This is a genomic window from Psychrobacter sp. DM4 (assembly GCF_051307035.1).
Classification (GTDB): domain Bacteria; phylum Pseudomonadota; class Gammaproteobacteria; order Pseudomonadales; family Moraxellaceae; genus Psychrobacter.
In genome coordinates this window covers 2,227,890-2,252,972 of record NZ_CP195536.1, presented here as the reverse complement: position 1 = coordinate 2,252,972, position 25,083 = coordinate 2,227,890, and the positions used below count along the sequence as shown (strand labels likewise).

Annotated in this window: 27 protein-coding genes; 18 read left to right on the top strand and 9 right to left on the bottom strand. The window is 44.1% G+C overall.

Going from position 1 to position 25,083, the window contains the following annotated elements; genetic code table 11:
- The first annotated feature begins 12 nt into the window (after window positions 1–12).
- From htpG to ACR64G_RS09535, 8 genes are all read left to right on the top strand, one after another.
- Entirely contained in the window at window positions 13–2,001 is a 1,989-nt protein-coding gene (gene htpG, locus ACR64G_RS09570; protein WP_435979066.1) for a molecular chaperone HtpG, read from the top strand.
- 313 nt (window positions 2,002–2,314) lie between these two features.
- Window positions 2,315–3,760, top strand: a complete 1,446-nt coding sequence (locus ACR64G_RS09565; RefSeq protein ID WP_435979065.1) for a C13 family peptidase — start codon at window positions 2,315–2,317, stop codon at window positions 3,758–3,760.
- Between the two features lie 74 nt (window positions 3,761–3,834).
- Window positions 3,835–4,725: an S-formylglutathione hydrolase gene (gene fghA / locus ACR64G_RS09560; RefSeq protein ID WP_435979064.1), complete on the top strand. Its 891-nt coding sequence runs from the start codon at window positions 3,835–3,837 to the stop codon at window positions 4,723–4,725.
- Between the two features lie 433 nt (window positions 4,726–5,158).
- A complete protein-coding gene (locus ACR64G_RS09555; protein ID WP_435980704.1) occupies window positions 5,159–5,371 on the top strand; it encodes a TIGR03643 family protein in 213 nt (70 codons plus the stop codon).
- Window positions 5,372–5,447: 76 nt separating this feature from the next.
- Window positions 5,448–6,134 carry a ribulose-phosphate 3-epimerase gene (gene rpe, locus ACR64G_RS09550; RefSeq protein WP_435979063.1) on the top strand — a complete coding sequence of 229 codons (687 nt, stop codon included), beginning with the start codon at window positions 5,448–5,450 and terminating at the stop codon, window positions 6,132–6,134.
- 73 nt (window positions 6,135–6,207) lie between these two features.
- Window positions 6,208–6,600 (top strand): hypothetical protein, encoded by a 393-nt coding sequence (locus ACR64G_RS09545; RefSeq protein ID WP_435979062.1) that lies wholly within the window; start codon window positions 6,208–6,210, stop codon window positions 6,598–6,600.
- 99 nt (window positions 6,601–6,699) lie between these two features.
- Complete coding sequence (locus ACR64G_RS09540) at window positions 6,700–7,011, top strand: hypothetical protein (protein WP_435979061.1); 312 nt, start codon at window positions 6,700–6,702, stop codon at window positions 7,009–7,011.
- 145 nt (window positions 7,012–7,156) lie between these two features.
- A complete protein-coding gene (locus ACR64G_RS09535; RefSeq protein WP_435979060.1) occupies window positions 7,157–7,468 on the top strand; it encodes a hypothetical protein in 312 nt (103 codons plus the stop codon).
- A 90-nt stretch (window positions 7,469–7,558) separates the two neighbouring features.
- Here the strand turns inward: ACR64G_RS09535 and rpmG are convergent, their stop codons facing one another.
- Window positions 7,559–7,714: a 50S ribosomal protein L33 gene (rpmG, locus tag ACR64G_RS09530; protein ID WP_068037488.1), complete on the bottom strand. Its 156-nt coding sequence runs from the start codon at window positions 7,712–7,714 to the stop codon at window positions 7,559–7,561.
- A gap of 53 nt (window positions 7,715–7,767) precedes the next feature.
- On the bottom strand, window positions 7,768–8,004 hold the full coding sequence (rpmB, locus tag ACR64G_RS09525; RefSeq protein WP_435979059.1) for a 50S ribosomal protein L28: 237 nt from the start codon (window positions 8,002–8,004) through the stop codon (window positions 7,768–7,770).
- A 478-nt stretch (window positions 8,005–8,482) separates the two neighbouring features.
- Here rpmB and ACR64G_RS09520 point away from each other — a divergent pair, with 478 nt between their 5' ends.
- Both ACR64G_RS09520 and purU read left to right on the top strand, forming a co-directional pair.
- Window positions 8,483–10,927 carry a hypothetical protein gene (locus tag ACR64G_RS09520; protein ID WP_435979058.1) on the top strand — a complete coding sequence of 815 codons (2,445 nt, stop codon included), beginning with the start codon at window positions 8,483–8,485 and terminating at the stop codon, window positions 10,925–10,927.
- 149 nt (window positions 10,928–11,076) lie between these two features.
- Window positions 11,077–11,943: a formyltetrahydrofolate deformylase gene (gene purU, locus ACR64G_RS09515; protein WP_435980703.1), complete on the top strand. Its 867-nt coding sequence runs from the start codon at window positions 11,077–11,079 to the stop codon at window positions 11,941–11,943.
- 62 nt (window positions 11,944–12,005) lie between these two features.
- On the opposite strand, the gene ACR64G_RS09510 is transcribed toward purU, so the two are convergent.
- Window positions 12,006–12,797 carry a cytochrome C assembly family protein gene (locus tag ACR64G_RS09510; RefSeq protein ID WP_435979057.1) on the bottom strand — a complete coding sequence of 264 codons (792 nt, stop codon included), beginning with the start codon at window positions 12,795–12,797 and terminating at the stop codon, window positions 12,006–12,008.
- 333 nt (window positions 12,798–13,130) lie between these two features.
- On the opposite strand from ACR64G_RS09510, the gene ffh reads away from it, so the two are divergent.
- The 7 genes from ffh to ACR64G_RS09475 all read left to right on the top strand — a co-directional run bounded on the left by ffh (window position 13,131) and on the right by ACR64G_RS09475 (window position 19,357).
- Window positions 13,131–14,693: a signal recognition particle protein gene (gene ffh, locus ACR64G_RS09505; protein WP_435979056.1), complete on the top strand. Its 1,563-nt coding sequence runs from the start codon at window positions 13,131–13,133 to the stop codon at window positions 14,691–14,693.
- 201 nt (window positions 14,694–14,894) lie between these two features.
- Window positions 14,895–15,578, top strand: coding sequence for a tRNA (adenosine(37)-N6)-threonylcarbamoyltransferase complex dimerization subunit type 1 TsaB (tsaB, locus tag ACR64G_RS09500; RefSeq protein WP_435979055.1), 684 nt, complete (start codon window positions 14,895–14,897; stop codon window positions 15,576–15,578).
- Window positions 15,579–15,681: 103 nt separating this feature from the next.
- On the top strand, window positions 15,682–16,524 hold the full coding sequence (locus tag ACR64G_RS09495) for an undecaprenyl-diphosphate phosphatase (RefSeq protein ID WP_435979054.1): 843 nt from the start codon (window positions 15,682–15,684) through the stop codon (window positions 16,522–16,524).
- A gap of 49 nt (window positions 16,525–16,573) precedes the next feature.
- The gene (locus ACR64G_RS09490; RefSeq protein WP_435979053.1) at window positions 16,574–17,473 is read left to right on the top strand and encodes a class I SAM-dependent methyltransferase; all 900 of its coding nucleotides are present in this window, start codon (window positions 16,574–16,576) and stop codon (window positions 17,471–17,473) included.
- A 49-nt stretch (window positions 17,474–17,522) separates the two neighbouring features.
- Entirely contained in the window at window positions 17,523–17,762 is a 240-nt protein-coding gene (locus ACR64G_RS09485; RefSeq protein WP_435979052.1) for a hypothetical protein, read from the top strand.
- Window positions 17,763–17,775: 13 nt separating this feature from the next.
- The gene (ubiA, locus tag ACR64G_RS09480) at window positions 17,776–18,714 is read left to right on the top strand and encodes a 4-hydroxybenzoate octaprenyltransferase (protein ID WP_435979051.1); all 939 of its coding nucleotides are present in this window, start codon (window positions 17,776–17,778) and stop codon (window positions 18,712–18,714) included.
- Entirely contained in the window at window positions 18,707–19,357 is a 651-nt protein-coding gene (locus ACR64G_RS09475) for a DUF4112 domain-containing protein (RefSeq protein WP_435979050.1), read from the top strand. Before ubiA ends, ACR64G_RS09475 begins: the two co-directional genes overlap by 8 nt.
- A gap of 1 nt (window position 19,358) precedes the next feature.
- Here the strand turns inward: ACR64G_RS09475 and ACR64G_RS09470 are convergent, their stop codons facing one another.
- The 6 genes from ACR64G_RS09470 to ispZ form a co-directional block, all read right to left on the bottom strand.
- Window positions 19,359–19,946: a hypothetical protein gene (locus tag ACR64G_RS09470; protein ID WP_435979049.1), complete on the bottom strand. Its 588-nt coding sequence runs from the start codon at window positions 19,944–19,946 to the stop codon at window positions 19,359–19,361.
- 116 nt (window positions 19,947–20,062) lie between these two features.
- Window positions 20,063–20,488 (bottom strand): secondary thiamine-phosphate synthase enzyme YjbQ, encoded by a 426-nt coding sequence (locus tag ACR64G_RS09465; RefSeq protein ID WP_435979048.1) that lies wholly within the window; start codon window positions 20,486–20,488, stop codon window positions 20,063–20,065.
- 9 nt (window positions 20,489–20,497) lie between these two features.
- A complete protein-coding gene (gene mnmD / locus ACR64G_RS09460) occupies window positions 20,498–22,597 on the bottom strand; it encodes a tRNA (5-methylaminomethyl-2-thiouridine)(34)-methyltransferase MnmD (protein WP_435979047.1) in 2,100 nt (699 codons plus the stop codon).
- A 34-nt stretch (window positions 22,598–22,631) separates the two neighbouring features.
- Entirely contained in the window at window positions 22,632–23,048 is a 417-nt protein-coding gene (locus ACR64G_RS09455; protein ID WP_435979046.1) for a hypothetical protein, read from the bottom strand.
- The gene (locus ACR64G_RS09450) at window positions 23,045–23,356 is read right to left on the bottom strand and encodes a YciI family protein (RefSeq protein ID WP_435979045.1); all 312 of its coding nucleotides are present in this window, start codon (window positions 23,354–23,356) and stop codon (window positions 23,045–23,047) included. Before ACR64G_RS09450 ends, ACR64G_RS09455 begins: the two co-directional genes overlap by 4 nt.
- A gap of 58 nt (window positions 23,357–23,414) precedes the next feature.
- Complete coding sequence (ispZ, locus tag ACR64G_RS09445) at window positions 23,415–23,966, bottom strand: septation protein IspZ (RefSeq protein WP_435979044.1); 552 nt, start codon at window positions 23,964–23,966, stop codon at window positions 23,415–23,417.
- A 102-nt stretch (window positions 23,967–24,068) separates the two neighbouring features.
- On the opposite strand from ispZ, the gene ACR64G_RS09440 reads away from it, so the two are divergent.
- Complete coding sequence (locus tag ACR64G_RS09440; RefSeq protein WP_435979043.1) at window positions 24,069–24,950, top strand: PHP domain-containing protein; 882 nt, start codon at window positions 24,069–24,071, stop codon at window positions 24,948–24,950.
- Window positions 24,951–25,083: the final 133 nt, after the last annotated feature.

Genomic DNA, 25,083 nt, shown 5'->3' with positions numbered 1-25,083 from the left:
AAGGAGTTTTTTATGAGTGAGTCAAAAAACGACACCCCGATAGTCGATGAGAATAATCCAGAATTAAAAAAACATACGTTTGAGGCCGAAGTGGCGCAATTGCTACACTTAGTGACCCATTCGCTGTACTCAAACGCCGATATCTTTGTCCGTGAATTAGTCTCTAATGCTTCTGATGCGTGCGATAAGTTGCGTTTTGAGGCGACCAATGATGACAGCCTCTATGAAGATGATGGCGAGCTAAAAATTCGTATTGCTGTTGATACTGAGGCCAAAACCATTACCTTTACCGATAATGGTATCGGCATGAATGAAGCCGACACTATCGAAAATTTGGGTACGATTGCCAAATCAGGTACCAAAGCATTTTTGGACAAGCTCTCTGAATCGCAAAAGCAAGAAGGTCAGCTCATCGGTCAATTCGGTGTCGGGTTTTATTCAGGATTTATCGTCGCCGATACTATCAGTGTCGAGTCGCGTAAAGCGGGCGAGCCTGCCGATACTGGCGTACGCTGGGTCTCTGACGGTACGGGTAGCTTTACCGTTGAGACCATTAATAAAGACACGCGTGGCACAAGCATCACCTTACATCTAAAAGAAGAATATAGCGAAGGTGAGGATAATTACTTAGACCGCGCGAAGATTAAGCGCCTAGTCAATAAGTATTCAGACCATATCAGCCTGCCGATTCAAATGCGTAAAGAGATCTGGCAAGAAGACGTTGCTGAAGAAGGGGGTGACAGTGATGCCCCAGCTGGTGGCGAGATGGTGCTCACTGATGAGTGGGAAACCATCAATAAAGCCAGTGCGCTTTGGACACGATCTGTATCTGAGGTTGAAGAGGATGAGTACGTTGATTTTTATAAAAACATTACTTATGACAGGGATGAGCCATTAACGTGGACACATAACCGAGTCGAAGGTCGCGTCCAGTACACTCAGCTATTGTATGTTCCCAAAAAAGCGCCTGTGGATCTATACACCCGTGAGCAGCAACATGGTCTCAAGCTTTATGTCAAACGGGTGTTCATTATGGATGACGCCGAGCAGCTGTTACCAATGTACTTGCGTTTTGTTAAAGGTGTCATTGATTCAGCTGACTTACCGTTGAATGTCAGCCGTGAGTTATTACAAGAGTCGCGCGACGTCAAATCTATCCGTGATGGTAATGCCCGTCGAATATTAACGATGCTGGCGAGTCTCGCCAATAGTGAAGATAGCGGCAAACAAGAAAAATTCGCTCAGTTCTATAGTGAGTTTGGCGACGTCATCAAAGAAGGGCTTGGCGAGGACATGGGCAACCAAGAACGCATTGCTAAATTGCTGCGTTATGTCACTAGCACTGCTGACAAGGTTGAGACTAGCTTTGAGGATTACAAAGCGCGGATGATTGACGGTCAAAAAGCCATCTATTATCTGACTGCTGACAACTTGGCTGCGGCAAAGAACAGCCCACAACTTGAGCTATTCAAAAAGAAGGGTATCGAAGTTATCTTGATGACCAGCCGCGTTGATGAATGGGCGATGAACTTCTTAACCTCATTCGATGAGACGCCGCTACAGAATATCGCCAAAGGTGCGGTAGATTTGGGCGACTTACAAGACGAAGAAGAAAAGGCGGAATCTCAAAAGGCGCAGGAGAGCATGAAGCCTGTCGTCGATAAGCTTAAAACAGCACTAGGCGCCCGCGCCAAAGATGTCCGTGTCTCTAATCGTTTGGTAGATAGCCCTGCTATCCTAGTCACAGCAGAAGGGGAGCTGTCACCGCAGATGATTCAGATGCTACAGCAAATGGGTCAAGAAGTGCCAGAGACGCAACCTATCTTGGAGGTCAACCCTGATCATCCGCTGATCAAAAAACTAGAGAGCAGCGAGCAGGCGGACGGCGATTTTGATAAGTTGGCACAAGTCATCTTTGATCAAGCGCTACTAGCCGATGGCGGTCAGCTCGATGATCCCGCCGCTTATCTTAAACGCGTGAATGAGCTGTTGATGCGCTAGAGTTAACGAGCTTTAATTGTTTATTAAAAAGAGACCTTTATATAAGGTCTTTTTTATATAGGTTTAATGCTGTTTTTATAAGTATTTACAAATCATAGTTATAGTGGTCACTGACAATCCGTTACAATCGCGTTAGACTAATCACTCAAATATTTTGGCTTTGTGAATCCCTTAACATGCTGCAAATACTCACATGTCATTCAACGGTGAACAGTCATTGCTTAGATTAGAGTCATTGCTTAGATTAGAGTCATTACTTATATTGATAGCTCCACTGCCTACCCATTTATCGAATCGATAGAGGTCTACCTCTTTGTCACTCTCATCACTAAAAACCACCTCGCTTCAACGCTTCTCACTCAATTTTGCGGCCAATATCATCGCAGCCTTGTGGATGCTTGTAGGCTCGACGCGTGCGTTTTCTTGGGTTAAACCGACGTTTTTTCAGTTCGCTCTATTTGCAGTACTCGCCCTTGGTAGCAACGTTTTGTTTTCGTGGCTAGCTGCCGAGAGCGGTAGCGTGTTCAATGAGCAAGGTCTGGTCAGTTATTTGATTTGGCCGGTGATTATTTTGCTTGGTGGTATCATCTTGGCGCGGCGCTCAGGTAATCAAGGCTTGCTGTTTGTCCCTGTGGTGCTTTGGCTCGTTGCAGATACTTTATCAGCCTTGCTACAAAGCCTAGTACAGTTTTTTGGTCATCAAGGCTGGCTGCCTGAGTGGAGTTATTCCTTTTTGCCGATACTGTTTTTGCTGCTGTTTTTGTGGCAGACGGTGGCACTGCTTTGGATATTCTCTCGTCGCCTGCGTGCGCCGTGGTGGGAGCGCATTATCGTGTTGGTCGGAGTGGTCGCGTTATTAACAATTTGGCAAAACAACGTGGCAGATCAGCCTATCTTTAAGCAGATACCGGTGCAGCCTGTGCTGGAGGAGGCCGCGTTATACGAGCAGCCGCGCCTGTTGCAGCAAGCCTTAAATAGCATTGATCCTAGTGTCTTAGGTCAGACAGACTGGTACTTTATGGGTGTTGCAGGTTTTGCAGGACAAGACGTGTTTCGCTCGGAGATTATGCATGCTCGAGAGCTTTTTGATGTGCGTTTTGGTACTAGCGGGCACTCGTTATCACTCATTAATAATACATATAGCTGGACGGATGAGCCTATTGCGACCAAGACCAGTATCTTGCAAGGTCTCAAAAAAATCGGTCAGCAAATGAATACTGATGAGGATGTGCTACTTTTGACTTTATCTTCTCATGGCAATAAGGACATCATTCAACTCGAAAATACGCCTGTTGAGATGGACAATCTGGACGCCGTTTGGCTACGTGAGGCGTTAGATAGTGCGAGTATTCGCTGGCGAGTTGTTGTTATATCTGCTTGTTATTCAGGCTCGTTTATTGATGATTTAGCCTCACCAACGACAGTAGTTATCACCGCATCAGCAGCGGACAAAATGTCATTTGGCTGTACCAATACCGCTGAGATGACTTATTTTGGTCAAGCATTCTTCGCTGAGAGCTTGCGCGAGAATACTAGCTTTACTGATGCCTTTAAGGATGCTCGTCTACGCATACAAGAGCGTGAAGGTTTTATGGGTTTTGAGCCCTCAGAGCCGCAAATGGTGATTGGGAGTCTGATGGAAACGGCGTTACCAGCGTTCGAACAAGCACTCTTTAATCAGCGTCCAGCACTACTGAACGATAGTGTTGAACGTAACAAGGATGATATTACATCTGAGACAATACTAGTGGTTGAATAAAAAGTATAGGCAATAAAGTTTTGAGTCTATAAGATACCCGATTTTTTTATTTTTTTATTAAAAGGATGCTTGTCGTGAATAATGCTTACGCTCATAGCTTAGCTACTAACTCTCAAATGACCCAAATCAGTGTCAACCGTTGCTTTGATGGTGAGCAGCATTATTACCGTCATGAGTCCCCAGCGACCAAAACATCGATGACTTTTAGTATCTATTTGCCAGATGAGGCGCTAGCAGGACAACGATGTCCTGCGATTTTGTATCTATCAGGGTTAACTTGTAACGCTGATAACGTCACGCACAAAGCTCACTTTCAACAAAAATGTAGTGAGCTTGGCATGATATTTATAGCGCCTGATACCTCACCTCGTAGTAGTGACGATGATGAGGTACCAGACGATGAACGCTACTTTGTCGGACAAGGGGCGAGTTACTATGTCGATGCAACAAAAGCACCTTGGTCTGAGAATTTCAATATGCAAAGCTATATCGTTGATGAGCTGTATGATCTGCTGCGTAGCGAGTTTGCGATTAGCAGCATCGGTATTATGGGTCACTCTATGGGCGGACATGGTGCGTTACTACTTGGTTTTAAATTTCCAAGTAAGTTTGTCAGCGTCTCAGCTCTATCGCCTGTTTGCGCCGCTAGCGAGTCCGATTGGGGTCAGGCAGCCTATACCGAATACTTTGGCGATGACAAAGAGCTTTGGACGCAAGCGGACGCGGCGCATACGATTGCTAGAGTTGGCCAGCAGTATGCCGGCGTCTTAGTCGATCAAGGGGCTGCTGACAATTTCTTAGCAGAAGGACAATTGCAAACAGAGAAATTACAGCAAGCCTGTGATAAAGCTGAGCAGCCGTTAACGCTTCGCTACCAAGCAGGTCATGATCACAGTTATTACTTTATTCAAACGGTGATTAACGATCATATTTGGCATCATTGGCGTATGGCGCAGCTTGCTTAACTATTATCTCGAACCATGAGTGAAAGCATCTGATAAGTCAGTAATAAACTCAGTCTACCTTGATAGCTTTGATTAAAAGTAAGCTGTCACTATCTGATTGATAAAGCACCCTATTTTTAGATTTAAAGGGTGTTTTTATGACTGCGCTGTTGCTAGATATATCGGCAGATTTTTGCCATTCGCGTTATGATTATTTCTTAATATGATGCTTAAAAAGGTAATCTTTATGGTAGATCAACCCTCATTATCAGTAGCTACTCAGATAGACAATGGCGGCTCGTCGCTCGCGATTATGCAAGCTGATATGGACAAGGCTATAGAGCAAAAGCAGAATGATACTGCGCCAGATAGCGAGTCCGATCTGTTATTGAATGAGATAGACAAATCTGGTAACAAAGAGCTAGACCCAGTACAGATATCACGTTTGATAGAGATGGCGTGGGAAGATAGAACGCCATTTTCAGCGATAGAGCATAGCTTTGGTCTAAGTGAATCTGATGTAATTGATTTGATGCGAAAAGAGCTTAAACCGTCCTCATTTCGTTTGTGGCGTCAACGCGTCACTGGGCGTGATACCAAACATCAGGCCAAGCGCGGTTTTGAAGTGGGCCGTGCCTATTGTAAAACTCAGTATAAACCCCGATAGTGGTATATCGCTACTAGTATATAAATACAACGACCCAAACTTTTTTAACTAAATGACGCTCAATAGGTAATCTACTATGATCTGTCCTGACAAACCTTATCTAATTGCTCCCTCTATCTTATCCGCTGATTTTGCGCGCTTAGGCGAAGAGGTCAAGACTGTGATGGCTGCTGGTGCGGACGTCATTCACTTTGATGTGATGGACAATCATTATGTACCCAACCTGACCTTTGGTAGCATGATATGCAAAGCGTTACGGGACTATGGTATCGATGCGCCTATCGATGTGCATCTAATGGTATCGCCAGTCGATGGCATGATTGAGCAATTTTTAGAAGCGGACGCCAGTATTATTACCTTTCACCCAGAAGCTAGTCATCATATTGATCGCTCATTGCAACTGATCAAAGATGGCGGGGCTAGATGTGGTCTGGTGTTCAACCCTGCCACGCCATTACATTACTTAGATTACGTGATGGATAAAGTCGATCAGATACTACTTATGAGCGTCAATCCAGGTTTTGGTGGCCAGTCATTTATTGACAGCACTTTAGATAAAGTCCGCGAAGTCAGACAACGCATTGATGCTAGTGGCCGTGATATTAGATTAGAAGTTGATGGTGGTATCAAGGCGAACAACATTCGCGCTATCGCTGAGGCGGGCGCTGATATGTTTGTCGCAGGCTCTGCGATATTCAATCAAGAGGATTATAAGACAGCGATCGACGCTATGCGTGAAGAGTTATCGTTAGTCCAACAATAGCGATAAGTGGTATAGTAATAATATGGCTCTCGCCTATTTCTCATAGCATAACTTTGGTAGCAAGAGGTGATATATGGACACGCAAAACACAGTCGGTAGTTCGCAAATACGGAGTGAGGACTTAACCTTATCTCAGAGCGTGCAGCCTAACCAGTCCTCTAAAGGCACTGAGTCTAGAAGCCTAGTCCCTAAAGGCATCACTATTGGTCTAGCAGTCTTTGCTCTGGTGTTGAGTTTGGCAGGTTATGGATTTCGCTTGATGATTGGCGATGACCCTAGTAACGTGCTCCGTCACGCAGGCGTTATCGTACCAGCCTTTGTGCTGGGTATTCCTCTACTTTTTTGGCTGGGTTCACGAATAATGAACAAGGTTAGAGGTATGCATATCGAGACTAGAAATGCACTAAGTCTAGGTTGGTTGACGGCCTGCGTGTCTATGCTATGGCTGATGGGCACTTACAGCTAACATCCCATTCTGAATGCTCTATCCTTTTGATTCTCTTAATCTACTCTTTAAATTATATTAACCGACAAGTTATGAGCGTTTTCATGACTGGATGCTTGCATGCAAAAACAGAATACTAAAATCACCGATATTATCTTTCCCAAAGACCTGCCTAAGGGTTTGTTTATTGCCCTGATTATCGCTTGTTTGTTATTGGGACTATCCGCATTGAGTCATGGTGAAGGGGTGCAAAGTTGGCTTGGCGTGCTTGAGAGTTGGCTATTAATGCTTATTATATTACCAACCGCGACAGCAACGGTTGCTCTACCTTTTAAGTTCCGAGATCCTACTTTTGAGCTAAAACTGGCTTATTACTTAGGGATGTTTGTCGCGTTTTTATTCACTTTGGCTAAACTGCGCTACTGGCGTTAAAGTATTACTGGTTTATAAGACTTGTGTGACCCCTCTTGAAATCGGTTACCTAAGCGTCCATTGTATGACTATAATAGATTTTCCTCGGCCTATCAAAACGTTGTATTAATACTATCGCATGAGGAAACAATAAGGATACCAATAGATGCCATATGATATAGATAACGATATAGAAGTAGAGCATGACAGTAGTGAGCAATTTAATAGCTTTGCCAAAGAGACGACTTTGGAGCTAGTAGAGGGCGATAACGGCAAACTATTATTGCGTGATACTGAAAAAGAAGAAGCGCCGCTAATGACTATAGATTTCTCAGAAAAGCTTAAAGAGCTACTGGGGAGTGATACCCAAGCAATCGGTCAGCATATGATACACGCAGCTATTCAGGTCATCATGCAAAAACAGATGAGCCAGTGGCACGCGCATGTCTATGACAAAGAACCGACGCATTATAGTTAATAGTTATGACACTCCAGTCATAAAAAAAGGGCTTATCATTGAATGATAAACCCTTTTTTTGTATAAATAATCATCGGTAGTTAATGATAATTATTTAATTTTTGCTTCTTTAAAAATAACGTGCTGGCGAATCTTTGGATCAAACTTTTTGATTTCCATTTTGCCAGGCATAGTACGTTTGTTCTTGGTCGTGGTGTAGTAATATCCAGTACCAGCAGTGGATACCAACTTGATTTTATCTCTCATGACAACGGTCCTTTAAATGGTGGCAGAGCACTTGGCCTAATTTTAAGTCAAACTTAAACTTTTTGGCCTTGTGCGCGCATGTCTGCTAATACTTTATCAATACCTAGTTTGTCGATAGTACGCATACCTTTGGTCGATACCCGTAAACGAACAAAACGGTTTTCAGATTCTACCCAAAAACGATGGTTATGAAGGTTTGGTAAAAAGCGACGACGGGTTTTGTTGTTTGCATGCGAAACATTATTACCCACCATAGGGCGCTTTCCGGTCACTTGGCAAACTCTAGCCATGGGGAACTCCTAATCTGTGAGGTATGAGGGATACCCATACCAGTCTGGACATGTTGACGTTTTTGCGGCATGGACACAGCAGTCGTCGTTTTGTACCAAACGAATCTATATGAAGGTTGAGCTGATATCTCTATTACATAAAGGCAAATAACAGAGCGATCAATTCAGAAATTTTAAAGCCGACATTTATACCACAAAATGAGCAGATACTCAAATTATTTTGTCATATCAATTACGGTATACGGGGCATATTATACTCTAAAATCGCAAGCTTATGTGATTGATTATTTTGGGATAAGAATTAATTAACAGTTGTAAGTTAATATAAAAGTCAGTAAAGTTACTGTTATAAAACTCATACAAAATATTAATACTAGTACGCTGGTTGTAAATATATGTACTTTCACCACTTTCTTCGTTCTGTGTAACAGCTATTATATGTTGTAAACAACGAGTTACCTCTAATATGGAGTCAAAAATGTCCTACTCTTCACTGACCAATTCCTCTAAGCTTTTTCAATGTACAGCATTGACCATAGCACTTGCTTTGGCTGGATGTGGCGGCGGTGGAGATGGTGATACTGTAGATTCTATCGCACCTAAGCCTGATACGGGTTTAATTCAAGTAACGCCAAATAATCCAAATACTGGTAATCCTGGATCAGAAGATGTTAGTACGCAAGCGAGTGAGATATATCTATCATCGAACTATAGCGGTATCAATATTGTCAAAGGATCTTCTGTTGAAGTAACTGCTTTAGTGTTAGATGAAAACAACGGCAATTTAGCTGAGCAACCTGTCACTTTTAAAATAACTAATCCTAACTTAACAGGTGTGTTTAGCGATTCTCAGTCTAGTATTGTCACTGATGAAAATGGCAAAGCAGTCGTTAGATTAGTGGTTACCAATGCACTGACTACAGCTCAAAAAAATTATCTCTTAAGCGATGGTTTAACTGTAGAAGCTAGTGTTGGTAATGCATCACAATCTATCACACTATTGGGTTCAAACAACAGCTCAGAGCTTCAAAAACAAGATGTGTATGATGTTTTTATCGCCTCTGATAAAACCCAGCTACTTACAGGTGAAGATGAAACACAGGTCAGTATTAGAGTCACAGATAAACAAGGCGGTATCGTCGAAGGGGTTCCTGTGATTATCAGTATCACGGATGCAGCTTTATACGGATTGTCCTTGGATAGTCCTTCTAGACAGATAACGAACGATGAAGGTTTGGTTGAGGTCAATTTGGTTCAAACGAAAACTGGTATAGACGCGCAACTTAATCATGAAAGTCTATTGACTGTCGTCGTCAACGATAACAAAAACAGCATTGTTGAGCAAAGCTTACCAATTATAGTCTCAGGAACACGTGCTACTGATGTCACAGCATCCAAGGGTTCTGTCTCAGCTGGGGATAACTTCAGAGTGTCTGGAAGAATTTTAGACGGTGCCACAAATTCAGTGGCAAATGCTGATGTAATCTTGTATAGCAATGGTATAGAAGCTGGTGTTGGAAGAACTAATGCCGAGGGTAGATTTGTTTTTGACCTAAATGCTTCTAGTATCACAGCGGTCGATAATCAGTATATATTTAGTGTTGAAGTACGTGGTACCAATAGCGTACAACGTATCCCTGATATTCAGACAGTAGCTTTAGTAAGTAGCTCTAACATTGGCTTCTCATTGGTTGATGACATCATAGTTGGTACCAAGCAGAAAATTGTGCTTAGTGTGCCGAATGCGGTTAATGGAGATAATGTAGCGGTTTCAACGAATAAAGGTAAAATATTTGCAACTCCTGATGAGTCAGATGCGCAAGGTAGCTCTCGTCGTTTATTGCCCGTTACCAATAGACAGCTAGTTTTCTATACAGAATCAAACGTCCCTGGTACGGCAACGGTAAGAGCAGACTACGGCAGTGATAGCAAAGAGGAGGTGGTGAATTATGTCTCTATCGAGCCTAGTAAATTGATATTGCAGATTGAGCGTGCAGTGCTAAGTACGGGAGGCGCTACCTCTGTCATTGCTAGAGTATTGGATAAAGACGATGCTCCAGTTAAGAACGCTATTGTACAATTTACCACTGTTAGAGATGCCTCTGGCGGGAGTCTCAGTCAAGGCTTTGGTTATACGAATAATAATGGTCTAGCAACCGTTACTTACAATGCAGGGCAGAATCCAACCAGCACTGATGGTGTAGAAATAGAAGCCCGAGTTCAGTCTATTAGACTGCCAAATGGTACAGAACAAGATGTAGATGAGAGTCAAAGAGAATCTTTAATAAAAGATGCAGCAATCACGGTTCAGACTAAATCAACGTTCATTAGTTTTGCTTTTGCTGATAAAGTCTCAGTAGACTCTCGTAATGTGTACTACTTTCGCAAGGGTTCAATAAGTGTGTTAAATAGTACTGGTAAGCCTGCCGTTAATCAGACAGTAACTATCAATTTGATACCTCAAAGCTATGATAAGGGCTATTACTTTGTCGATTTTAATTTGCAAGGTGAAAAAGTTTGGGGTCGGAACGAAATCACTTGCGAAAATGAAGATGAGAATAATAATGGAATTCTAGATGCTGGCGAAGACTTTAATGACAATGGAAAATTAGACCCTGTTAATATAACAACTGTCATTGACGATGATGGACAAATAGTTGGCTCTGGTCAGAACTTTAATTTTGTAACTGATGATACTGGTAAAGTTGACTTTTCAGTACGTTATTTTAAAGAGTACGCTAGATGGTACAAAGCAAAAATTACTGTCAATACTAGTGTCGATGGTAGTGAGTCGCAACAAGCTCGGGTAATAGATTTCCCAGCGTTAATAGATGATATTGATATCAATAGTAACCCACCACTGCGTCCAAACTTCAATAGTCCATTTGGAATAGACTTTAGTACTTGTAGTAACGATAGATAATATTGTTTTTTAAAACGAAACCCTCAGCTAACACTGGGGGTTTTTTATTGAGTACAGAGTTTTAACCATCAAAACATTGAAAACAAACTAAGATAGTCGACCTGCTATACCTCAAATAATCTTAACTCACTAATAGCTTTAACCTTTGAATTGGACACCTTATGTCAGACACCGCAACCCTACTTATTAAATGCCGCGATCAAGCGGGTATCGTTCAAGCAGTATCAGAGTTTATTCATCGTTACAGCGGTAATATCATTGCGCTTGATCAGTATTCAACCGCGCATGAAGGCGGACAGTACTTTATGCGTTTGGAGTTTGCTTTAGCAGGATTGAGTGAGATTATCGATAACTTTGAGGCAAGTTTTGCTCATACTGTTGCCAAGCGCTATGAGATGATATGGCGTTTGCATGACAATGCGATTAAGACCCGAGTGGGTATTTTGGTCTCCAAGTTTGATCATGCGCTCTTGGATCTATTGTGGCGGCATCAGCGCGGCTTGCTCGATTGTCAGATTACGTCTGTTGTCAGCAATCATCAGGATTTGCGCCAAGCGGTGGAGAACTTTGGTATTCCTTTTCATCACGTGCCGGTGACCAAAGACAGTAAGAGCGATGCCGAAACGCAGATTCATGAGTTGATGGCGGGTAATGATCTTTTAGTATTGGCGCGTTACATGCAAATATTATCATCAGACTTTATCGAACGCTGGCCGATGCAAGTTATCAATATTCATCATTCGTTCTTGCCAGCATTTGTCGGCGCAGACCCTTATAGGCAAGCCTTTGATAAAGGGGTCAAGCTGATTGGCGCAACCGCGCATTATGTGACGGCAGAATTGGATCAAGGGCCAATCATTGAGCAAGATGTGCACCGCGTTACACATAAACAAGGCGTCAAAGAGTTGCGGGCGATTGGCCGCGATGTCGAGCGCAACGTGCTGGCGCGCGCGGTCAACTGGCATGTACAGAACCGTATCATCGTTACAGGCAATAAGACGGTGGTGTTTAACTAAGTTTGAATGACAAGTATTGCATGATGCTCAGTATAAAAAAATCGCCACACGCTGATTTTGATCTATAACACCAACTCTAGTACAAACTTGCTACCTACAAAACCTATCGCTAATAAAACAAAGGCCGATATCGTAATATTTGCCGCGCGTCTGCCGCGCCAACCTGCGCGCCAGTGTCCAATGAGTAGCCCGCCAAATAATAACCAAGACAGTACGCTAAAAACAGTCTTGTGGGCGATATGCTGCACCATAAGATCCTCGACATAGATAAAACCTATGCCAAGCGCGAGACTCAGCAGTACAAAGCCCACCAAAATCATATCGAACAACAGGCTTTCCATCGTTTGTAGTGAGGGCAACTTGTTGACCCAAAAGCGATGAATAGTCTGATGCTTAAGCTCACGATTTTGTAATCTTAAGAATAGCGCTTGCACCGCTGCCATGAACAGCACGCAGTAAGCGGCAAAGGAGAGTATAATATGTGCTTCTAGTCCGATACCGATATCTGTCAAGGGACGATAGGGTGCACGTCCAAAGTAGCCAACTGTAACACCAATAAAGGCGATAGGCGCGGCTAAAATTCCGAGGCTAACGATAGGTCGATACAGAGAAAACAGCGTATAGAAGAGTAAGAATAATAGAGCGATCAAACTTATGGTATTAAACAGATTAAAATTTAAGCCATATAAAGTGACGATATCAGGGTATAACAGCAGCATATGCGCCAGCATACCGATGAGTAGTAAGCCTAGAGTAACACTTTTATGTATAGGCTCATTGGTCGTGAGTGACCAGCCGATATATATACTGACCACAAGATAAGCCATGCTAGCTATCAAAAACGCAAGTAACACAGATGGTGCCTCGTAAGTATCAATAGCAGTTTTATGACAAAATATTCGCTATTTAAACAAAGTCTAAACCTAGCGCCGTGACAGACTGCTATGATCGTATCAATGCTCTAAAAAACATAGCGTAAAATAGAATCACTGCCAAGTAAGCGCTAAAATGATATGATTAGAATAATGGTTTAATTTATCATAAAATGAAAGCGAATTGAGAATCATCTTCATTATATGACTGACTTTTTGAGTCTCATCATGACAACAGCACTGAGTGCTTAGTTAGATAAAAATTGAATACTAATCAATACTAAATAACAATTAACTACCAATTGAGAATTATATATGTTTGATACCTTAACCGAACGATTATCGTCGAGCCTACGCAATATCGCAGGTACAGGACAGCTTACCGAAGATAATATCAAAGATACGTTACGTGAAGTGCGTATGGCGCTATTAGAAGCAGATGTTGCGCTACCGGTCGCTCGTGATTTTGTCAAACGCGTCAAAGAGCAAGCGCTCGGCGCAGAAGTACTCAAAGAGTTAGCGCCTGGGCAAGCCTTTGTTAAGATCGTCCATGATGAGTTGACTGAGATGATGGGCAGCGCCAATCAAGCGCTTGAGATGACGGGTAAGCCACCAGTCGTCTATCTATTAGCTGGCTTGCAAGGTGCGGGTAAAACCACGACGGCGGGTAAACTGGCTAAATACCTACAAGAGCGCCAAAAGAAAAAGGTCATGTTAGTCTCAGCGGATGTCTATCGCCCAGCCGCGATCAAGCAGCTTGAGCAAGTTGCCGGGCAGGTCAATGCAAAGTTCGTTAATTCAACGACGGATGAAAACCCTATTGATATCGCTCGCCGCGCTATCGAAGAGGCCAAGATTCAATATCAAGATATCCTGATCATCGATACCGCCGGTCGTCTCGCTATTGATGAGATGATGATGGATGAGATTAAGGCGCTTACTGCGGCGGTCAATCCTTCTGAGACGCTGTTTGTCGTCGATGCCATGACGGGTCAAGATGCCGCCAATACTGCCAAAGCCTTTAATGATGCACTACCTCTGACAGGCGTTATCTTAACCAAGACTGACGGTGATGCTCGCGGCGGCGCGGCATTATCAGTACGTGCCATTACGGGTAAGCCGATTAAGTTCTTGGGTCGCGGCGAGCAGTTAGACGCGCTTGAACTATTTCATCCTGAACGTATTGCCCAGCGTATCCTTGGTATGGGTGATGTCCTAAGTCTCGTCGAAGAAGTTGAGCAAAAGATCGACCGTGATAAAGCCGAAAAAATGGCGAAAAAGATGCAAAAAGGCGGCGACTTTGACCTCGAAGACCTTTTGACTCAGTTTCAGCAAATGAAAAGCATGGGCGGTATGGCAGGCTTCTTAGATAAAATGCCCGGTATGGGTGGCTCAGACATGCAAAAAGCGGTTGAAGATGCCAAGCCCGAAGAAAAGGTACGTGAAATGGAGGCCTTGATCAATTCGATGACCCCATTTGAGCGTAAAAACCCTGACAAGATTAACCCAAGTCGTAAACGCCGTATCGCGGCAGGCTCAGGAAAAGAGATTCAAGATATCAATCGTCTGCTCAAGCAGCACAAGCAGATGGCAAAGATGATGAAAATGATCTCCAAGCCTGAGGGCATCAGCAAAATGATGAAATCTATGCAAGGTTTGATGGGTGGCGGCGGCGCAGGTGGCGGCGGTGGCGGGCCTTTATTCGGTGGTGGGGGCAATGCGAAAGGGCAAGGCGGCGATATGAAAGACGTTAATCAGGCGCAGCTAGCGAAGCAAATGGGACTGGATCCGAATAATATGCCAAGCGCTGAGGATCTCAAAAAGCAGATGGATGAGATGCAAAACCAAGCACCGAAAGGGTTTAAAAAGCGCTTTTAGTTCTTTAACTAAGAATTATCATGATAAGCCCCAAACTCACGTTAGTTTTGGGGCTTTTTGCGAGTGTAACTTCTAAAGAAGCTGGAAATAGAAAAAATGCGATAGAACAAAATTGTAAATAACATTAATACTAAATGTTATCATAAGCGCTATTTTGCTCATGTAAGTTTATTACGCAAGTTACTACCAGTTGAGGTTCAGATGTTTTTAGCGATGGATACCGTATTTGATCAATGCTCAATTGCGATTTTGGATAGTGGTGGCGCTGTCCTGTTTAGCCAAACCGAATCAGGCAAACGCATGCAAACGCAGCAAATACTACCGATGATAGATGCTGCCCTGACCGAGACTCAGCTCAAACTTGCCGATATCCAAGCGCTTCTATTCAATCGTGGCCCCGGTGCATTTAGTGGTATTCGTATCAATACCGCCGTTGTGCAAGCGCTGTCTGTAGCGCATGATTTGCCTTGCGTTGGCGTCTCGAGCTTACAAGCGATTGCTCAGAGTGCCTATCAAGAAAATGGCTTAGCACAAGTCTATAGCGCTCTTGATGCACGAATGCAGCAGGTCTATTTTGGACAGTATTCTCTAGTTGACGGTATCATGCAGCCCGTCTTTGATGAGCAAAACGAGGACACTGAGCAACTTCTAGATTATGACAGCCAAACTGAGCTAAATATTGCTATCGCTGGTAATGGCGCAGAACTTTTGAGTTTGCATAACGAGCAAGTCATCTATCAAAGTCTTAACCCTAATGCTGCTACTATCGGACAACTAGGTATTGCGCAGTTTAAGGCTAAAGGCGGTACGGATGCAGCAAACGCGTTACCAATATATCTGCGTAATCAAGCATGGAAAACGCTTAAAGAGCAAGGTAAAACATAAAATCATTTATCCTTGTCTGAGCTCTACCTAGTCAGATTACTCCTTATTTACTTAACCCATACCAGCACAGTTTTAGTTTAGCGCTGCTCTTAGGAAGAATATCGTGGATATCATTTTATTCATTCAAGCCATCATCATGGGTATCGTTGAGGGTATCACTGAATTTTTACCGATCTCAAGTACGGGCTATCTCATTTTATCTGCTGATGTCATGGAGTTTTGGACTAAAGACAAGGTTGATCTGTTTGTCGTCGTCGTACAGTTAGGCGCTATATTGGCGGTGATTTATGACTATTGGGGACGGCTATGGCATGCGCTAATGGGTTTGATCACAGGTAAGTCCGATACGATGAGCAACCCAAGGCAGCTGGGGCTCAGCCTTATTGTGGCGACTATTCCTGTGATGATTGTTGGCTTTACCTTTGCCGATGAGATAAAAGCCTACTTGTTTAATCCTATTACTGTAGCGATTATGCTCATCATTGGTGGCTTATTGATATTTTATGTCGAAAACCGTCCGCAGACCATTATCGCAAATGAGGCCGAAGACGTCCGTTTGGGCACAGCGCTCAAGATTGGGCTATTGCAATGCTTAGCGCTTATACCGGGCACGTCGCGTTCTGGGGCTACTATTATCGGTGCGTTGTGGCTTGGCGTCTCGCGCAAAGCCTCGGCAGAATTTTCATTCTTTTTAGGTATTCCTGTGATTATAGGTGCAGGTTTACTCGATTTGCTCAAGCATCACGAAGTGTTAACCAGTAGTGAGGATTGGTTAGTGCTTGGAATAGGAACGGTGGTCTCCTTTATCGTTGCGCTACTGTGTATTCGCTGGCTGGTCGCTTGGGTCAGTCGCCGCGATTTTAAGATTTTTGCATGGCTACGCATTGTCACAGGTGTGGTGGTATTAGTCGCCGCTTGGGTCTTTGGCTATCAATTCGCAGGATAGCGTGTTGCAGAACAGTCTTGCCAAACCCTTTATTCTACGAGAGTGAATCATGTCAGCGCCGCTTAGATGTCACTTATATTACGTCGATGATGAGCAGAACTTGCAAGTTCAGGCGCTACAAAACCTGATTGATGAGCATCAGTTATCATTGCAACTAAATATTGTGCAGACGACTGGCAAAGTGAATCAAAAGGTTAAGCAGCAGTTGAGCGCTTTGCACGATGGTCCTGTTCTATTATTGGATGACAAGGATAAATTATCATTACTCAGTGATAGCTTGAGCGTGGCGCCAGAGTGGGACAAATTACAACGGCGTGTGGTCAGCGCAGGTCGCAAATCAGAACTACTCTTGCAAGCGGCTAAAATTACAGCGAATAGTATAGTGATTGATGCCACCGCAGGTTTTGGTCATGACAGTCTGATACTAGCAAGCACAGGCGCACGAGTAATTATGCTTGAGCAGCATCCTGTGATGGCGTTATTATTATTAGTAGAACAGCGACGCATGAGCGTAGAGTTGAATTGGCAAAAACTGATGTCACGTTTGCACATTATCAATACCGATGCGCTGAGTTTTTTTGCTAATAACAATAGCCGACATGCTGGGGTGTTTGATAAAAGAGAAATAGATCATCAAGGCGTCGATGTAGTGTACTTAGATCCGATGTTTCCAGAGCACAGCTATCAAGATAGCAAAACGGGTAAGGGTGCAAAAGTTGGTAAGCAGATGCAAGCGCTCCATAAATTAGCTAAGCCGCCAACCTTGCATGAGGAACAGCAGCTTTTACAACGTGCTGAGGATTTTATTAGTAGACACAACGAGCAGGGCGGCCGCGTCATCGTTAAGCGTCCGCAACTTGCCCCCTTGTTTGCAGAGCGACAAGCCGATGAGAGCTGGCAAAACGACGCGGTGCGCTTTGATGGATATTTTGGTAAATCTTTTCATTAGTAATTAACAATCAGTAATGAACAATAAGTATTAAGTTTAGGAGCATAGGATGCTAACGATAGTAATCTGGGCGGCAGGTGCAGCATTGTTGTTAGTCAATATCATACTGCGAACGCGGATTTTGCGACTTGAAGCGCGACTCAGAGAATTGAGCGATCCAAAAGAGCAGTTACTATATCTACGTCAGCAAGCCGCGAACACCAATAAAGTCGCTTCGATAAAAGCCCTTCGCAAAAAGTATCCTGAACTGACGCTCATTGATGCCAATAAATTATGGCAACAGCTATAGAGACCGCAAAGTTATGAGCAATTACCCTGCTACTTTGAGCTTTAAAGACAAGTTTTATGCTTATATGCAATTGACGCGCTTTGATAAGCCTGTTGGTATTGAGCTACTACTATGGCCAACGCTATGGGCGGTGATGCTCGCGGCGATGGGTCAAGCGCAACAGCGAGGGGCAGTTGCAGGTCTACCAAGTTTAAAGGTATTTGTGCTCTTCGCGTTGGGCGCAATTTTGATGCGCGCCGCAGGCTGTGCTATCAATGATTTTGCCGATCGCAAAGTTGATGGTCATGTGGCGCGTACTAAAGGTCGTCCGCTCGCTGATGGTCGATTGTCTGGACGGGAGGCAATAGCCGCATTTGTCGTCTTAGTACTGCTCAGTGCCAGCTTGCTATTTTTACTACCTATCAGCGTATTTTACTGGTCAATAGGTGCAGTGGTTTTAGCGTTTATTTATCCGTTTATGAAGCGCTTTACCCATTTGCCACAAGTGTTTTTGGCAGCAGCTTTTGGCTGGGCGATACCGATGGCTTATGTGGCGGTACAAGGCACGCCTGATATCTGGTGCTGGTTGTTGTTTATCGCCTATATATGTTGGACGGTGGCTTACGACACTCAATACGCGATGGCAGATCGTGAAGAGGATTTAAAGATTGGGGTAAAATCAACGGCGATACTATTTGGACGTTTTGACATTGTTATTATCTCGGTACTACAAGTACTATTTTTGCTTATAATGGGCGTGGTGCTTTGGCATTATTTTATAGCGACCAGTTTGAGTATTGTTCCGATATTTGGTTTGGCTTTAGTGGCGATGATGTTCACAAAGCAAAACAGCGTCTGCGCTACTCGCAAGCCTGCTGCTTGCTTTCAAGCCTTTTTGGCCAATATTTGGGTCGGACGCTACGTCTTTGCCTTAGTTGCCTTATCTTGTATATGGACTACCTTTAATGGCTAAATTACCGAGCTCTCTAAAACGCTTCACCAGCAAAAAACCGCCGCTAAATGAGGTGCAAACCGAATGTCAGTTAAGATTGGCTGAGCAAGGACTGACGCGCGAGCAAGTGATCGATACTGAGCGTAAACTAGCAAAATTTGCCAATACTATGGACTCGCTAGTACGCATACCGTTCACAAAACAAGGGTTAGGGGCAGATGCGGCGCTCTCAACGATTCCGATAGCAGGCGATTTGGCAGGACTTGCGCTCACCAGCTATGCGTTTGTATTGGGTCGTCAATTAGGCGTTCCTGCGCGCAAAATGACGCCCGCGGTGCAGATGGCGCTCGCTGACATGGTCGTCGGTATCATTCCAGGTGTAGGGACTGTAATAGATGTGTTTTTGCGCCCAAGCCGCAAGACGCTTGGCATCGTCCATCAGCATATTCAGGATGAATACGGCATCAAGGATACGATGCATATCGATAGACCTTTTTTGCACCAAAGCTTAGAGGATAAGCAGCAACAAAACCGTATTTGGCGCAATCCTATAGTCGCATGGCTTTATTTACATATTCCCGATATCTTGGGTATGCTCGTTATTGCTTTTGTCGTACTCGGATTATGGACTGCTATGAGACTGCTAATTGGCCTGTTCAATTGAGTTATGACTCAGCAACGACTTCTGCCTCAGCACTAGTAGCATCATAGCTTGTCACCTCACCATCTCGCAGCAAATCTATACTACTACCGCCGCCATGACTAATAAGCTCTATACTACCATCTTGTGAGCGATAAATCGGGTTGTTGCCTTGCCCTTCAGGCGCGCTCAACGTCATCTTTGGTCGGTTGGGTTGGGTAACGATAGCGTTTAGCACACCGCTTGCCGACGTTTCAAAAACAACAGAAAGACTCTCGCCTGCATTGCTGCGATACTGAACATCAGTAATTTGCGTACCCTTTATAGCCTGTTCTGGGTTTAGAGCGACTTCTTGCGAGCTTACCTCTTGGTTCAACTTATCAATATCATCGAGCACGTCCAAATTAATCTCGCGCTCAGTCTCTACATTCGTTTCATCTAAGTTATCTACTGGCTGCTGATCAGTGTTGACCTCGCTAGTAATAGGCGTGCTTTGGGTATCAAGGTTAACTGGTGCTTTGGGTTCAGGCTCTTTTTGGCACGCGGTTAGTGTAATACTGATAGCTAATACAGGAATTAAACCGTAGCGAACAGGTTTTAGTAAGTTTTTCATAAGACAGCCAACTTAATATGATGGTTATTAGTAAAGTTTTAGATGGGACTTTTACCAAACAAGTTTATTTAGGCGCTAAAGCAAACGTAGTATCAAGTAGTAGAGATTATCGAGGATTAATAACTTATCGTTATCACAACTTTGCGTTGTCCACCATAATCTCTATGCTCACACAAATAAACACCTTGCCAAGTACCGAGTCCAAGCTTACCGTTGACTAGCGGTATCGTCAAACTGACCCCAAACATCATACTCTTGAAATGCGCGGGTAAATCATCCGACCCCTCTAAAGTATGTCGGTATTCGGGCTGATCAGCAGGCGCTATTTTATTTAGCCAGTCCTCGGTGTCTAATCTGACATCGGCGTCTGCGTTTTCATTGATAGCGAGACTCGCTGAGGTGTGTTGCAAGAATAGATGAACCAAGCCTACTTCCGCTTTGTCAGTAATCAGCTCATTAATAGCCTGTTCGATATGCGGAGTAATGATATGAATGCCACGCGCATAAGCGGGTAGGGTTAAAGTGGTTTGTTGGTAGGGCATAGTGTGTCCTTATGACTCATTCAAAGGCGTTTTTAATCTCTTTCGATCGGGCGATACCCTCTCAAGCATTGCCTCTGATAGTGGCGCAAATTCTCCTAACATCATCGCCGCTAGTGCTTGGGCGCATATCGGTGCATAAGCATAACCCTTTGCACCCATCGCACTTAATACCCATAGTCGCGTGCTCTGTGCTAGTCGTCCTACGATAGGATGATAGTCAGGGGTTTGGGTGCGTACACCTGCGCGGGCCTGCCAAAGTTGAGTATCGGTCGGAATAATAGCGTCAAGCTCAGGTATGGCTTTGATTAATTTATCACGGCTGACCTGATGCTCATTAAGACGAATATCAGTGGCAATGTCATTACGCACAAAACTTGCGCCAAGTAGGAACTTTACATCATTCTCTGAAGTCTGATTTGACTTAGTGTCATCAGCTTGAGCATTAAACAAAGCGCAATAGCCGCCGTATTTAAGCGGTAGTTTTGGTAATTGCGCAAGCTGCTCAGTCGTTGGCGTAAACCAAGACAGTTGTCCGCGTATTTTTCGGCAATCAAAAATGCGTTGATCCAAATAATGACTCTCATAAGCGGCGCATATCACTACATTATCTGCTTGAATCGTTATCAGATCAGCGATTTTTTCGTTATTGGTATGACCGCTAACCCTAATACAGTCCGCCTCTTCCTCTATTTTTACGACTTCAAACGGTTTAAAGGTAATTAGCGGATGCGCTAGTATAACTGCCTTCAATGCTTGCGGATTAACTAGTCCCGATTGTGGTAAATAGAGATTTTCACATAAATCTTGCTCACGCAAACCAGTCACTGCCTTTGCATCACTATCTGCCAAAGTTGTTGCCATGTCATTAGGATAGTTTGAGATTTGGCCACTATCAATATTCGCTTTTAATAATAGATCAAGCGCGCCTGTTGGCTCTATTATGAGCGGCGCATTTAGTGTTCTAGCAGCTACATTTAATTGATGATACAAGCGACTACTATATAGATAGCCTATCGTATGCAAGTGCTCAGCGGCATGATGAATAGGGGTCATTTTGGGGGCGAGTAGGGCGCGCGGATTACCAGAAGCACCTGCTAAAGGTGCGGTTTTGTCCACTACTGTGACTTTTATACCGCGATTAGCCAACGACCATGCGCTCATCAAACCTGCAATACCAGCACCGATGATGAGTGTATGATTGGGTTTAGGGTTTTCTTTGACAAGTATTTTTTCAACAAAGGCGTCATCAGACTGAGGTAGATCAATGTTTTCTTTAATCTCAGCAGTTAGCATCTCGTTTTTTGGACCAAAGCCTTTTAGTTTTTTGAGCTCAAACCCGCTACTTTGCAAGCCGCGCTTAACCACACCCGCGCAGCTATAAGTCGCAGCGGTCGTGCCGATAGATGATAAGCGTTCAATCTGTACAAATATTGACTCCGCCCACAACGACTCGTTACAAGAAGGGGCAAAACCATCTAAAAACCAAGCATCGATCTGCGCCCTTTTTTGAGTAGATTGAAAATCAGAGTTATCAGTCGCAAGTTTAGCTAAGCTATCGGCGGCATCCCCTAACCAGATATCGAGCGTTAGATTATCAGCTGCAAAGTTCAGTCGATGACAGCCTGCGATAAGAATAGGATAAGCTGTCAATAATTCAGCCACCATCGGTCGCAGCTCAGGCGCACGCTGACACCAGATGCCTAGTATCTGAGTCAAATCTGTTAAAGGTATAGGATGCTTTTCAGTGGTGATAATATGCAAGCGCGCGGTACTTAAATGCGCATGCTTTGCTCGAAGCTCACGCCATAAGTGCCAGAGCGCTAAGACGTTAAGCCCCGTACCAAAACCCAATTCAGCAACGCTAAAGGTCTGATAAGCCGTTAAGCGAGCCAAACGCTCAGCTAAATGATTGCCTTCCAAAAACACGTAGCGAGATTCCGCTAAGCCATTAGTCTGCGAGTAATAAACGTCGCCAAATTCACCTGATACGGGTACCTGATTACCTTTATCATCGCTCTGCCAGTCGACCTGCGCTGGCGTAATGATATTGGCGTAGGGCGTAGTTTTTGTAGGCTCAGGTTTTTTAGGGCGCGCGGTAGGATTGGACATAAGAGATCACATCAGATAAGGCAATAAAAGCAGATTACCAGCGCTCACGGCGTACAAAGACAAGCCAAGAAACGAAGATACCGACGAGTAAGCTGATGAGTACCGTAAACGCGCCGTATAAAAACAGCTGACCTTTACTCTCGTACACCAAGACATTGACCTGCGTTTGCAAGTCGTTGATCTGGCGTTGCAATTTAGCGTTGCGCCCCAGCAGCTCTTGATTGGCATCCGATAACGCTTGATTGGAGGGTTGCATTTGCGCCGCCAAGGTATTATCGACTGACAGCGCCAAGCCTGAATCAGGCTGAGCGGTATCAGTTTGGGTAGCAATCGGCAGAGTAGTTGATTTATCAGTAGTGTCTACTGTCGACGCTGCTTGCGCTGATATCGTCGCCAGCAACAGGAGGCTTATTAGACTACGTTTATGGTTTTTAGATAACCGCTGATTCACGATTTTGCAGCCTTGTTAGCAGGCAAAGTATGTATAAAAGGTCTGACGTCCACATGACTATACACGCCATCACGCAAGTAAGGCTCAGCGTCTACCCACGTTTGCGCGTCTTTGAGCGTATCAAAATCAGCGATAATAAGACTACCTGACATAGAATCGCTACCATGCTCGATGGGCGTAGGACCTGCGATAATCAAGCGCTGTTCACTGTCTAATGATTGTAAACGAGCAATGTGTTCTGCGCGAGTGATTAGGCGTTGCTCGTGACTGTTGGCAACGTCATGACCAATAATGGCAAATAAGGCCATGGTGACTCCTTAATTAAGAGTAAAATCGCAGGTGTACGATAAAAGAAAAGTCGCGAATCTATTTGGCAGTTTTGTCTGTCAGTGCTGGATTGACATGCTTTTTTAGTACCACAAATTGAGCAATGACGAAGACGAGCATAATAGGAATCCAGCCATAGGTTTTAAAGTTAATCCAAGCTTCGTTAGACATAGTAAAGGCTGTGATATAATGCAACACACCCATCAGCATGAAAAATAGCGCCCAAACGATGGTTAGCCTTTTCCAGCCGCTCATCGTTAATGTAAAGACGTCTTTCATAGCCAGTCGCATTAATGGCTTGTTAATCGCTACGCTTACGAGCAAGGCAAAGGCAAAGACCCCGTTTATAATCGGCGATTTCCAGCGTAAGTAGATGTCATCGCGTAGTAGCAAGGTAATACCGCAAAAGGCAATGGTCAACAAGAGAACCACCCATTGCTGCTTATCAAGTTTGCCTTTTTGACGAATAAAGTGGATAGCATAAACGACGAGAGTCGCTATAAGCAGAGCACCTGCCGCGGCCAAGATACCTTGATTACGAGCAACGATAAAAAAGGCAATCAGAGGAATAAAGTCTAATAGAGCTTTCATAGCTAGGATAATGTCCAACCAAAACGTAAGGAGTAGTTTACACGTCTACTGGGCTAAAAAAAAGCAATCAACGCACGGATTAAATATAATAAGGCTGTACTTATGAAAATCGATTTACACTGCCACAGTACCTGCTCTGATGGTACCTTTGCACCTGCTGAAGTCGTTCGTCGCGCACACGTTGCTGGTGTCGATGTTTTAGCATTGACCGATCATGATACTTTGGCAGGAATAGACGAGGCGCGTACTGCGGCTAAAACTTATGACATGCAACTTATCAATGGGGTGGAAATCAGCTGCAAGCATACTTTGAGCGGCGGCTACGGCAAAAATAAATCCACCAATAAAATCATTCATGTGGTGGGTCTAGATTTTACTGATCGCAAGCAGATGCATGCCACTTTACAGCACTTACAAGACAGCCGTGCTACACGTGGCCAGCGTATCACTGAAAAACTAAGTGCGCTGTTAGACATTGAGTTCGACACGTTATGGCAGGAGGTATTGATCAAAGCGGGTAATAATCCCCAAGCAGTAGGGCGCGCGCACATCGGACAAGTATTGTTTGAGCGCGGTGAGGTCAAGACGGTACAAAAGGCATTCGATAAGTATCTGGCTGACAACAAACCTGCTTACGTGGCTCTCGATGCGCTGAGTATGGAGGACGGCATCGCCCTCATTCATGCCTGCGGCGGTAAAGCAGTACTGGCTCATCCTACTCGCTATCAGCTTTCAGCCACGCGGGTACGTAAACTGATCGAAGAGTTCGCCGCGCTTGGTGGTGATGCCTGCGAGTTACCTGCCGATAGCGAACCGCTCAGTACTCGGCGCATGGTCGATCGTAGTGTTGCTGAACATAATTTAGGTGTATCTACAGGTAGCGACTTTCATGGTAGCAATATGCCATGGCGCAAGCTGGGCGATATTCCTACTTTGACCCCTGATCAGCAGGGCGTTTGGCAGGACTTTAAACTGTATTCATAGCATTAGAATAATTGTAGAACCTCAATTTGAGACAGTGCGGTACAGACAATACGAATAAGCTTGTAACAAAGTAAGAGCGGTAATCATTTAACACTTGTATATAATTGAGTAACACAAGCGAAAAATATTTGGC

Coding starts and splice junctions, on each gene's coding strand:
- ACR64G_RS09535 (WP_435979060.1), top strand. CDS start 7,157: ATGCCATATGATATAGATAACGATATAGAAGTAGAGCATGACAGTAGT.
- ACR64G_RS09475 (WP_435979050.1), top strand. CDS start 18,707: ATGGCTAAATTACCGAGCTCTCTAAAACGCTTCACCAGCAAAAAACCG.
- rpmB (WP_435979059.1), bottom strand. CDS start 8,004: ATGGCTAGAGTTTGCCAAGTGACCGGAAAGCGCCCTATGGTGGGTAAT.
- tsaB (WP_435979055.1), top strand. CDS start 14,895: ATGTTTTTAGCGATGGATACCGTATTTGATCAATGCTCAATTGCGATT.
- ACR64G_RS09545 (WP_435979062.1), top strand. CDS start 6,208: ATGGACACGCAAAACACAGTCGGTAGTTCGCAAATACGGAGTGAGGAC.
- ubiA (WP_435979051.1), top strand. CDS start 17,776: ATGAGCAATTACCCTGCTACTTTGAGCTTTAAAGACAAGTTTTATGCT.
- htpG (WP_435979066.1), top strand. CDS start 13: ATGAGTGAGTCAAAAAACGACACCCCGATAGTCGATGAGAATAATCCA.
- rpe (WP_435979063.1), top strand. CDS start 5,448: ATGATCTGTCCTGACAAACCTTATCTAATTGCTCCCTCTATCTTATCC.
- ACR64G_RS09540 (WP_435979061.1), top strand. CDS start 6,700: ATGCAAAAACAGAATACTAAAATCACCGATATTATCTTTCCCAAAGAC.
- ACR64G_RS09520 (WP_435979058.1), top strand. CDS start 8,483: ATGTCCTACTCTTCACTGACCAATTCCTCTAAGCTTTTTCAATGTACA.
- mnmD (WP_435979047.1), bottom strand. CDS start 22,597: ATGTCCAATCCTACCGCGCGCCCTAAAAAACCTGAGCCTACAAAAACT.
- ACR64G_RS09470 (WP_435979049.1), bottom strand. CDS start 19,946: ATGAAAAACTTACTAAAACCTGTTCGCTACGGTTTAATTCCTGTATTA.
- ACR64G_RS09490 (WP_435979053.1), top strand. CDS start 16,574: ATGTCAGCGCCGCTTAGATGTCACTTATATTACGTCGATGATGAGCAG.
- ispZ (WP_435979044.1), bottom strand. CDS start 23,966: ATGAAAGCTCTATTAGACTTTATTCCTCTGATTGCCTTTTTTATCGTT.
- ACR64G_RS09450 (WP_435979045.1), bottom strand. CDS start 23,356: ATGGCCTTATTTGCCATTATTGGTCATGACGTTGCCAACAGTCACGAG.
- rpmG (WP_068037488.1), bottom strand. CDS start 7,714: ATGAGAGATAAAATCAAGTTGGTATCCACTGCTGGTACTGGATATTAC.
- ACR64G_RS09440 (WP_435979043.1), top strand. CDS start 24,069: ATGAAAATCGATTTACACTGCCACAGTACCTGCTCTGATGGTACCTTT.
- ACR64G_RS09555 (WP_435980704.1), top strand. CDS start 5,159: ATGGCGTGGGAAGATAGAACGCCATTTTCAGCGATAGAGCATAGCTTT.
- ffh (WP_435979056.1), top strand. CDS start 13,131: ATGTTTGATACCTTAACCGAACGATTATCGTCGAGCCTACGCAATATC.
- ACR64G_RS09465 (WP_435979048.1), bottom strand. CDS start 20,488: ATGCCCTACCAACAAACCACTTTAACCCTACCCGCTTATGCGCGTGGC.
- ACR64G_RS09485 (WP_435979052.1), top strand. CDS start 17,523: ATGCTAACGATAGTAATCTGGGCGGCAGGTGCAGCATTGTTGTTAGTC.